Source organism: Pareuzebyella sediminis, assembly GCF_008367235.1.
GTDB classification, from domain to species: domain Bacteria; phylum Bacteroidota; class Bacteroidia; order Flavobacteriales; family Flavobacteriaceae; genus Pareuzebyella; species Pareuzebyella sediminis.
On record NZ_VTZS01000010.1, the window covers coordinates 1 to 11,676 of the forward strand.

4 protein-coding genes are annotated in these 11,676 nt (G+C 46.3%); 1 reads left to right on the forward strand and 3 read right to left on the reverse strand.

The window, feature by feature from the left end:
* Window positions 1–34: 34 nt before the first annotated feature.
* Window positions 35–9,175 carry a cadherin domain-containing protein gene (locus F2B13_RS20090; RefSeq protein WP_149304988.1) on the reverse strand — a complete coding sequence of 3,047 codons (9,141 nt, stop codon included), beginning with the start codon at window positions 9,173–9,175 and terminating at the stop codon, window positions 35–37.
* 1,478 nt (window positions 9,176–10,653) lie between these two features.
* Here F2B13_RS20090 and F2B13_RS20095 point away from each other — a divergent pair.
* Complete coding sequence (locus tag F2B13_RS20095) at window positions 10,654–10,938, forward strand: helix-turn-helix domain-containing protein (protein ID WP_149277760.1); 285 nt, start codon at window positions 10,654–10,656, stop codon at window positions 10,936–10,938.
* On the opposite strand, the gene F2B13_RS20100 is transcribed toward F2B13_RS20095, so the two are convergent.
* Window positions 10,923–11,276, reverse strand: a complete 354-nt coding sequence (locus F2B13_RS20100) for a hypothetical protein (RefSeq protein ID WP_149277761.1) — start codon at window positions 11,274–11,276, stop codon at window positions 10,923–10,925. The two genes, F2B13_RS20095 and F2B13_RS20100, sit on opposite strands and share 16 nt — an antisense overlap.
* Window positions 11,277–11,427: 151 nt before the next feature.
* The coding region (locus F2B13_RS20565) for a hypothetical protein (RefSeq protein WP_198440177.1) at window positions 11,428–11,676 on the reverse strand (249 nt) is incomplete at its 5' end.

Consider the following 11,676-nt stretch of genomic DNA (forward strand, 5'->3'; position numbering starts at 1 on the left):
GTATTATATTTTTGGTTGATGTTGATTTTAGTAATTAATGAATATCCATCCCTGCAGGGGCGCTTCCGTCGCCAAGGTCGATTACGTACAGGTAGGAACCCGAAGGAAGTTTTTCGTTCCTGTTTTTGTAGAAGCCCTCCCAATCGTTATGGTACGATGTGGTAGCATAGACCTCGTGTCCCCAACGGTTATAGACTCTTACCGTGTTATTGGGATAGTTGTCGATCCCGGGTATGATCCAGGCGTCGTTGTTCCCGTCGCCGTTCGGCGTAAAGGCCTCAGCGGGTACAAGCGAAGGTTCATCGTCCCTAGGGAAGTCGTCCTCCCTGTCGGGTACCCCGTCGTTGTCGTCGTCGTTGTCCGAGTTGTCACCGAGCCCGTCACCATCCGTATCGGTATCCTCCGAGCTGTCCAATGGGAAGGTATCCTCTGAATCCGGAGTTCCGTCACCATCGTCGTCTGTATCTACATTGTCGCCCGTTCCATCACCGTCAGTATCGGTATGTTCATTGGGGTCCCAAGGGAAATCATCATCTTTATCCGGAGTACCGTCGTTATCATCATCCGGGTCGGAATTGTCTCCGATACCATCCCCGTCGCTGTCCACGCTCTCGCCCGGATCGTTCGGGAAGGCATCCTCCGCATCTGGAACACCATCGTTGTCCGTATCGGTAATCTCACCCGTGGGGTATATATCATCCTGGTTGGGTATACCGTCCCCGTCTATGTCGCCGTCCGTATTGTCCCCTGTTCCGTCACCATCGGTATCCGTATCCTCGCTATCGTCCAGCGGGAAGGCGTCATCTTCATCAGGAGTTCCATCATTATCGGCATCAGCATCAGCATTGTCCCCTGTTCCGTCGTTATCGGTATCGGTATCCTCGCTATCGTCCAACGGAAAGGCATCGTCCGTATCGGGGGTACCGTCCCCGTCGTCATCGGTATCGGCGTTGTCGCCCGTTCCGTCACCATCGGTATCGGTATCCTCGGAATCATCTTTAGGGAAGGCGTCCTCGGAGTCCGGGGTACCGTCATTGTCGTCATCGCTATCGGCATTGTCGCCCGTTCCGTCCCCATCGGTATCGGTGTCCTCGTTATCGTCCAACGGGAAGGCATCGTCAACATCTGGGGTACCGTCCCCGTCATCATCGGCATCGACGTTGTCGCCCGTTCCGTCACCATCGGTATCGGTATCCTCGCTATCGTCCAGCGGGAAGGCATCGTCAACATCTGTGGTTCCGTCCCCGTCGTCATCGGCATCGGCGTTGTCGCCCGTTCCGTCACCATCCGTATCGGTATCCTCCGAGGCGTCCAGCGGGAAATCGTCATCGGTATCCGGTGTACCATCACCATCGTCGTCGGTATCGGCATTGTCCCCTGTTCCGTCACCATCCGTATCGGTATCCTCCGAGGCGTCCAATGGGAAATCGTCATCGGTATCCGGTGTACCATCACCATCGTCGTCGGTATCGGCATTGTCCCCTGTTCCGTCACCATCCGTATCCGTATCCTCGCTATCGTCCAGCGGGAAGGCATCGTCAACATCCGGGGTGCCATCATTGTCGTCATCGGTATCGGCATTGTCTCCCGTTCCGTCCCCATCGGTATCGGTGTCCTCGCTATCGTCCAACGGGAAGGCATCGTCCGTATCGGGGGTACCGTCCCCGTCATCGTCTGTATCGCAGACATCACCTTCACCATCGGAATCAGTATCCAATTGGTCTGAATTTGCAATCAGGGAACAGTTGTCTGTATCATCAGAAACTCCGTCCAAATCAGTATCTGCTTGGATAGGGCCTTGTAAGGTGGATTCCATTTGGGAACCTGTCAATGTTCCATCATTGGGAACTACTGCAAAACTTATATACTTATCCGTATCATTGGAAGTAAGGTTATACGTTTGCGCATTAGCCCCCGCAATGGCTGCTTTATTGGTTCCAGAACCATCATCGGAGCGATACCATTGATACGTACTTCCATTTTCTGTATCGCCATCCACATCGTTATAGGAATAGGTAGCTGCCAAGGTGTTACCTTCCGCAAGGGTTCCGCTAAAGGAAACTGAAGATGCTGATGGCGCTTCGTTGATATCACTTACGTTAATTACAAATGCCTTTTGGAAATTGTTGTCCCCATCGTCGACGTTGACATAGATGTTATAGCCGGCCTGCGCTTCATAATCAGGAATTTCGGCCAGTTCCAGGTCCGTTCCGTTGATGGTAAACGATGCATTGTCGGCATCGTTGGAGCCATTCCCTGAGACTAGGGTATAAGTCAAGGTATCGCCAGTGTCTGGATCCGTTGTGCTGAAGGTGCCCACGACTGTCCCAATGGCACTATTCTCGACCACTGTGTCGTTGTCAAGGCCAATGTCCGTCGGTGTTTCGTTGGCGTCGGTCACGGAAACAACTATGCTTTGGTCAGTACTGCCATCAGCATCGGTGGCGGTAACCGTAATCTCGTAGTCGTTATCATTGTTGGCATCACCGGGATTTTCATAGTCGGGGGACGACTGAAATGTCAACATACCAGAAGAAGCATTGATGCTGAACAGGTCGTTGTCTCCGCCACTGGCCAAGGCATATGTAACGCCCACATCGGCAGAACCGCCGTCCCCATCGTTGGCATCCACGTCGATTACGGCTGCCGTATCATTTTCTCTATAGATAATGGGCGCATTGCCCAAGCTGTACTCTCTTACTGTACTTTGCCCATAATATAGTATGAAGGCCTTGTCTCCCTCTGGAGCGAATACGATATCCGTTGGTGTATTCTGGTTGAAAACATTTCCATTATTGCCATTGTTCAAAACAGTTGCCGTGCTTACGTCATAGGCCATGGTCAATCTGTATTCCACTATGGTATTGTCATTATACGACCCTATATACATTTGGGTTCCACTGGTTCCAAAGGCAACGCCATAAATGCTATTCGAAAAGCGCGAGGACACATCCAAGGTATTGGAATAGGTTGCCGAGGCGACCTCAAATGGAGTGGTCAAATCGAACTGTACTATGGATGGACTGTTGACATTCGTCAAATATAACTTGGTTCCATCAGGGTTGAAATCCAGACCTTCGATAGCCAAAGATGAACTATATGTAGTTACATCAAAACTATCTGTTCCTATCGTTGCGGTTGTCAAATCGTAAGGTGTCGATATGTCGTAGGCATAGATAGTTTTTGTCAACCCGCTGTAGACGAATAACTTGGTTCCGGTTGAATTGAATGCAAGGCCTCTTGGATATCTTCCATTGTCGTAGATATCCAATTCGCTGGTAAAGCTCGCGGTGGAAACACTATAAGGTGTTGATAGCGTATATTCAACAATAATATTGGCATCGAATCCAATCGTGTACATTTTGGAGCCATCATTGGAAAACTCAAGGCCCAGCTTTCTAGTTGTGGTATTACTGTTCAAATAATAAGAAGAGTTCAAACTTGCCGTTGAAAAGTCCTGAATGCCTATGGGTTCCGTAAAAATGGGGAGTTCTCCTTTCATCACGGCATCAATCGCCGCGTTCCCTTCATTGCCGGCGGTATCGGTCAATGTTACAGACAGGGTAACGGTACCACTTCCAATACTGCTAAGGTCTATATCTGTAATTTGATCTATAGCTGTAGAAATTGTTCCGGTCCCAGTGACATTGGTGCCGCCTCCATCACTGCTGAAGACATAATTATAGGTGCTACCCACTTCAGCACCTGAAAAGGTAAACGAAATGGAAGCTGTATTGCTTGCGTCTATTACTGATTGATCAATGGAGACGGAATAGCCACTTGGTGCGATTTCGTCGATGTCGGTAACGGAAACAACAATGTTTTGGTCCGTACTACCATCACCATCCGTGGCTGTAACCGTAATTTCGTAGTCGTTATCGCTGTTGGCATCGTTTGGACTTTCATAATCTGGCGTAGATTGAAAGGTCAATACTCCGGTACTACCGTCGATACTGAACAGGTCGTTGTCCCCCCCACTGGCCAGGGCATAGGTTATGCCCGTATCCACGGCACCTCCATCACCATCGTTGGCATCAACATCAATAATGGTGCCCGTTGCGCTCTCGGCAAAGCTGGCCGTTGCCGCACTTGTAAATACCGGATAAGAGACGACGGGACCATCCAGAGTACTCTCTACGGGATTCCCTGAATCTGAACCATCATTAGGCGTAACCTCAAAACTAATGTGTTTTGCCAAATCAGCGCTGGTCAATTCATACGTATTGGAAGTTGCCCCGGAAATAGCAGCCTTGTTGGTGCCCGAACCATCATCGGAACGGTACCACTGATATGTTGTTCCGCTTTCGGCATCGCTTTCTTGATCCTCATAGGTATAGGCTCCCGTCAGTGTCTGGCCCACGGCAAGGTTTCCCGAGAAACTTACCGAGGAGGCCGTCGGTGCATCGTTTACATCGATGACCGATACCTTTATGTTTTGTTGGGTACTGCCATCGGCATCGGTTGCAATCAGGGTGATTTCATAGACGTTGTCCGTGTCGGCATCACCAGGGTTCTCATAGTCGGGGGATGACTGGAACGTGAGCACGCCCGAAGAGGCATCGATGGCAAACAGGTCGTTGTCGCCCCCGCTGGCAAGGGCGTAGGTGATCCCGGCGTCGGAAGAACCGCCGTCACCATCATTGGCGTCCACGTCCGCTACGTCCGTCGTACCGTTCTCGGCGTATTCCAATACGGTGTACATGTCGTACTCATAGACCGTACTGGCGCTTCCGACGACGTAAAATTTAGATCCGTTGTCGCCAAAGGCCATGCCGTACGGACTACCGGATTCCGAGACCCTGCTCGAGGTGGTGCCCGTATAGCTTATGGTGGAAAGGTCAAAAGGTGTGGAAAGGTCATATATCAACAGGCTCGCGTTGCCCGTCACGACGTACAACCGGCTCCCGTCACCATTGAAATCCACTTCATGTGGGCTGCCGTCCTCGGTCACGGCGTAGGAATTACCGGTATAGGATGCCGTCGAGATATCAAAGGGAGTACTTAAAGCGTATCCATATATCGTATTGTCGTTGTACGCCAGAAGGTACATTTTTGAACCATCGGCGTTGAAGGTCACATCGTCATAGGAACTTCCCTCCGAGGCCCCGTAGGCCTGGGAGTAGGTCGCAGTGGAAATGCTATATGGGGTGGAAAGGGAATATTCGTAAATATTGGAGCCCGAGTTCCCACTGGCATAATAGACCTTTGTACCGTCGTTGTTGAAGTTGATACCGGTCGTCCTACCGCTCATGCCCGTCAACGAGGCGGTATAGGAAGCCGTCGAAACGTCGTACGGCGTAGAAAGGGCGTACTCCGCGATCTCGCTGGAGAATATCCCGCTCACGAACATCTTGCTCCCATCGTCGTTGAACGCCAGCCCGTAGGGATAGCTCAACTCGGACGATACCCCGAAGGAGTTCCCAGAGTATACCGCCGAGGAAACATCGTAGGCCGCCGTCGGACTCGTATAGACAGGTGGGTTGTCAGGTATATCGGTAACGGAAACAATAAGGTTTTGGTCCGTACTACCATCACCATCCGTGGCTGTAACCGTAATTTCGTAGTCGTTATCGCTGTTGGCATCGTTTGGACTTTCATAATCTGGCGTAGATTGAAAGGTCAATACTCCGGTACTACCGTCGATACTGAACAGGTCGTTGTCCCCCCCACTGGCCAGGGCATAGGTTATGCCCGTATCCACGGCACCTCCATCACCATCGTTGGCATCCACATCAATAATGGTGCCCGTTGCGCTCTCGGCAAAGCTGGCCGTTGCCGCACTTGTAAATACCGGATAAGAGACGACGGGACCATCCAGAGTACTCTCTACGGGATTCCCTGAATCTGAACCATCACTGGGCGTAACCTCAAAACTAATGTGCTTTGCCAAATCTGCGCTGGTCAATTCATACGTATTGGAAGTTGCCCCGGAAATAGCAGCCTTGTTGGTGCCCGAACCATCATCGGAACGGTACCACTGATATGTTGTTCCGCTTTCGGCATCGCTTTCTTGATCGCTATAGCTGTAGGTTCCCGTCAAGGTCTGTCCTACGGCAAGGTTTCCCGAGAAACTTGCCGAGGAGGCCGTCGGTGCATCGTTTACATCGATGACCGATACCTTCATGTTTTGTTGGGTACTGCCATCGGCATCGGTTGCAATCAGGGTGATTTCATAGACGTTGTCCGTGTCGGCATCACCAGGGTTCTCATAGTCGGGGGATGACTGGAACGTTAGCACGCCCGAAGAGGCATCGATGGCAAACAGGTCGTTGTCTCCCCCGCTGGCAAGGGCGTAGGTGATCCCGGCGTCGGAAGAACCGCCGTCACCATCATTGGCATCAGCATCGGCCACATCGACCGTACCGTTCTCGGAATATTCCAAGACTGTCTCTATATAAAACTCGTATACGGTTTCATCGGCACCAACTATAAAGAACTTTGTTCCTTCTGAATTGAATGAAATTCCATAAGGATTGTTTTCTGCAACATCAGCATCATAGCTGAAACTTGAACCAGCAAATACAGCAGTAGATATATCAAAAGGAGTGGACATATTATGAACTGATACTCCTTCATTGAATCCGATCACGAAGAGTTGTGAACCGTCTGAACTTAGGGTGAATCCATTGGGACCTGATTCCCCGGAAATGGTATATGCGTCTGTATATGTAGACGTTGATATGTCAAAAGGAGAACTCAGGGCATATTCTCGAATAACAGAGGAATTGTTTACTAATAAGAACATTTTGCTACCGTCCGCACTGAACTCTATTCCATCGTAATCATTACCCTCCGTTGGAGTGATACGTTGGTTGAAAGTAGCTGTTGAAAGGTCAAAAGGAGTTGATAGGGTATATTCACTGATTCCTGCTCCTGAGTTCCCTGTGTGGTATAGCTTGGTTCCATCGTTGCTGAACGCAATTCCAGCAGATCTATAACTTAAGTTCAATGTTGTAATGGGATTAGCGGTCGATACATCAAAAGCAGTACTCAAGGCATAGCTGGACACTTTACGATCGTATGTGCTAACAAACATCTTTGTGCCGTCTGTATTGAAAGTAACATCATAGGATGCACTTAATTGGGAAAGTACGCTATATGACTCTCCTGCCCCTGCATATATTGCCGAAGATACTTTGTAAGATGCATTTGGATAGGTGAACACCGGAAGATTCTTGAAAGTAAATCCGCTTTTTGTCGCCGTACCTGCCGCTGTGGTCACGGCTACATTACCTGTGGATCCTGTTGAAACTTCTGCAGTGATCTGGGTATTGGAGTCCACAGTAAAAGAAATGGCATCCAAACCTCCAAAAGTTACTTGGGAAGCTCCACTAAAATCGGTTCCAGAAATAACTACCGTTGTACCTTCTATAGCTTGCGTTGGAGTGAATGAGGTTATGGTAGGAGGGTAAGTAATCGAAACCAAACCTTCATCACTGTATGCTGCACCACAACTACCATTGACCAAAAGAGCCCTGAATTTGGTATTGGTGGTGATATTGGTATAGTTGTAGGTATCTGAGGTATTCGCAATATCGGTCCAAATGATTCCATCATCTGTGGACATTTGCCATTTGCTTATGGTACCTGTGTAACCAGTCAAGGTCAATGTACCACTATTGGTTGCTGACGTATGGCTAGCCGAACCCACTTGCCCTCCTACAGGAGGTGTTCCGCTAATAACCGTAATTTCTTTTGAAGATGATGTGACCGAGGACCCACACGCAGCGATTCCGACAACCACCCTATAGTAATAGGTTCCTGTTGATACAATGGTCTCATCCAAAGTGGTACTCGTATTGGCAATATCCGTCCAATTTGTGTTATCGATGGAACGTTGCCATTTTTCTACATCACCGCTCTGCCCTGATACATGAAGCTCCACATTGGAGCCAGCACAAATTGTGGTATTTTCTGCAAAAACATTCCCTGCATTCGCTTCTAGAACATAAATAGGTGTACTGGAAGTAGTCAAATTGGTACAGCTTGTTGGTGCATTGGTGTTTACTACTGCCCTATAATAGGTAGTGGTAGAAATATTGGTGACCGTTAAACTGGTAGTGGTATTGTTTATTGTGGTGGGGGTATCGATAAAATTGTTATCCGAGCTTTCCCATCTCACTACACTTCCGTCAAGTCCGTTAAGTGTCAAAGTGGTGGAATTGGAACCCGAGCACACTGAAACTTCTCCACCTGTAATATTTCCTCCAGGTGCGCCATTTATGGCTATATCTTTCGTAAAAAGAGGGGTAGAGGTGGTTTGATCGTTGGGCATACCACCAAATTCCATGATGCCAACAATATTTGAACTGTCGGGAAAATCATTCCAATCTCCCTGTCCGGCATATACGTGTCCAAAAGACTCACCAGGAGTTCCATTGTTATAATCATTGGGCTCACCGGTTCTCCAATTCTGAAACACTCCCGGAACACCATTGCCATCACCATTGGCAGTTGTTATCTGGGTACCTTTTTCCGGGCCGGTAACCCAATAAAACTTTCCTTCAGATGCATTGGTATCCGCATACAGATCATAACCCAAAGCCTCATTGATTTGATTATGGTCATCAGAAGCTCCCATCCAAGAATCCTGACCAACTATGCGTGTTACAAAAATATTCTCGGCATTACTGGTAAGTGTTACCAAATAACCTTCGCGGCCAAAATATGAGGTGGATGATGTGGTACTTTTTGTAGCGGTCCAACTTGTTGCAGTATTGGTAACCCTATAAAAATGTTCGTTTAGAGGATTGTAAAAAGTCTCTTCAGCTACAAAACTGACCTGCCTTGTCTCAGGTGAACAGATGGGACCTGAGGTAATGGTCACATTCCTAAGAAAGCTCTGCCATTCCAATGCTGTAAGTGTCCCTTTAAATACTATGGAGCGTTCCCCGCTATTCCACCCAGAGGTTGTGACCCCAGCAGGCAATGCTCCGTTATATCCCAAATGATCGGCTGCGGTAAAGGAGTTTGTAATGGACACCGTAAAATCAGTAATATTTCCGCTCGAAGTAATGGTGAGATTTGGTGCCACTACGGTTGCAGTTTGAGCTGATATTGTATTTATGCCTGAATTACCTGAAACGGTAATTTCATTTTGTGCCAGTAAAACTTGTGTCCATGCTATGAGCATGAGAAACGTTGCAAGAAGTGTTTTAATCGATTTCGAATTCATTGCGTTTGGGAGTTTTAAGGAAAAAGGTTGTTGCTTTTGTTGGAAAAATTGAATTTGATAAATTGGTCTTTGTACCTTATTTAAAGGTTAAATCTATTTTACTTTGTACGTATAAACTTACTTTTTGTTGTGAAATTGAATTATTTTGTAGGCGAAACAGTCAATATATGTAGGGTGCTATCGGTAAAATGCTTTGCAAAAAGATGATTGTACTATGAGATGTATAAGAAGCCTGGATTTGCATAAAAAGCTTGGAAAAACAATAAAGAGAATTTCCCTTTTGCCCGTCCGCTGGAGATTCCGACGATTACTATTAAGTGTATCCTTAGATACACATATTTCTAGACTTCTATATAGATTGCCGAAAGGCCAATTTGTGAAAGGTTGAGGGTTAATAATCTTGAATTACCACCATCAAGAATTAAAGAATTATTCTAGTTAGAAAACCATCAGATTTACGGGGTGGTTTTTTTCACCAACATTGCACCCTGTCGGTTTGGTCCAGTGGTAGTTTATTTCATTGAGGGCGGATAGATATCAATAGATAAAATCGTTACTACATTGGTTTTCAGATTGCTGCGGACAATAAAAGTGGTGGTTATATTATTATGAAACCGGCTTGAAGGGTGGTGATGTTTTTTTCACCACCACAGTACCCTGTCTGTTGGTCATGGGGTGTTTTTTTGGTTGGTAATGGACAAAGCTCACTTAATGAAAATCTGAATGTTATGGTTCTCAGTTTTGTGTGATAAAAACGGTGGCGGTTTTTGTGTCCATGGTCTGACTGAAGGCCGGTGGTTTCTTCATTCAACCAGTAGGAGAATATATTTTGGGTAAAAGGTCAACATACAACAAGATGTAAATTGGATAAAGCAGAATAAAGGTAATTAAGTCGCCAGAATCTCGATTCCTTATTGGAACAATCCATAATCGGGGAATGCGTTGGAAGTTGGGCAAAGATAATGTTTCACCAATTCCCGCCAACTTGCAAAACTTAACCATAAAATTTGATCGTGGATTTTTTGCTTAAATAAACCGTAGAGTTGGTGCCCGTTAGTCCGCTCCTACTTTTATACCAGACCGTAAGACAGTTTAAAAACCCAAATATCTTCCCTTTGGTCTTGAAGATTCGGCACTATCTTTTTGTTAAATCCCAAGAAACGTAAAATTACTGGACATAACCTGTACAAATAGTTTACAAGATTGATAACAGAAAATCGGTAATTATTTGATTTTAAGTTATTTAATTCCTTGGCATACTTTTTAAGATAGATAACAAATATTTCGATTAATTGTACGTCACGTTAATGCTTTCCAAGGAATGTACCCGGTTGGAACTCGTTTCAAAATTGATTGCACTGCCCGTTCCATATTGGCTTATAAAGGATTGGCTATCGAATTAGACACTAATACAGTGGTCGAAATTAGTAGGAATGACCTTGTTATTTCATTATAACAGGTCATAAAATAGTTGAAGAATGATCGGCAAAAGACTAAAAGAACTGAGACTGGAGAAGAAATTGGACCAAATAGAACTTGGGAAAATTTCCGGGGTATCGAATGTTCAAATCAGCAGGTATGAAAAGGGATTGTCCAAACCTACTGTTAAAACCTTGTCCAAACTGGCAAAGGGATTAGGGATAGAACCAAATCAAATTTTTCTTGAGCAAGACCTGGAGAGACTAAAGCAGGTTATCAAAACCGACGATGATCGAAAGATGTTAAACGCTATGACCGAAATGCTTTATCATAAAAACAGGTAAATCCCCCCAGCAAAAAAACTTGCATGTTTTGAAGGAAAACACCTGTTCTTGTAATGATACTGAATATATAAAATCATTCTTGTGCAGGTTTTCAGTCTGCCGTGGACATCAGCAGGGGTGGTTAATTTGCATGTAACCGGGTTGAAAGGTGTGGTGGTTTTTTTCACCACAACATCGCCCGTGGGCATGATCCTGGAGTAGTTTTTTTGATTGGCAAGAGATACAACTAAATTAAAGAAGGTGCTAATATTATGGTTTTCAGTTTTGTGTTGATAAAAATAGGGGAGGTTTTTGTGTCCATGGCCGTGTCGATAGGGGGTGGTTTTTTTCAACATCATTGCACCCTGTCGGTTCGGTAATAGGGTGATTTAAGTTCCAAGTAACTAAAAAGGGCAGAAATAAATTCTGCCCTTTTTCAACTCAATTGCTAAAACTAACTCAAATCATTATTAATTTGTTACCCCGAAGTCCGGTCCAAAACCCATGAATTTACTTGTTCATCTCTGACCGCACGGAACTCAGCCAGTTTTTATGAAGCTCCAAGAGCTCATTCAACTTATCCTGATTAGATTCGACCAAATTGTGTTCCTCGGCGATATCCTCTTCCAAATTGACCAGGTACAACTTGGGCAGTTTGAGACTCTTTTCCTTGCCCCGTGGCTCGTTGACATTGCCGATCAACTTCCAAGGGCCCTTACGTACTACCCATTGCGCCGTGGTATCGTCGTACCCTCCCAA

Bases quoted from the DNA above. Each gene is read 5' to 3' on its own strand.
- F2B13_RS20095 (WP_149277760.1), top strand. From the start codon at position 10,654: ATGATCGGCAAAAGACTAAAAGAACTGAGACTGGAGAAGAAATTGGAC.
- F2B13_RS20100 (WP_149277761.1), bottom strand. From the start codon at position 11,276: ATGATGTTGAAAAAAACCACCCCCTATCGACACGGCCATGGACACAAA.
- F2B13_RS20090 (WP_149304988.1), bottom strand. From the start codon at position 9,175: ATGAATTCGAAATCGATTAAAACACTTCTTGCAACGTTTCTCATGCTC.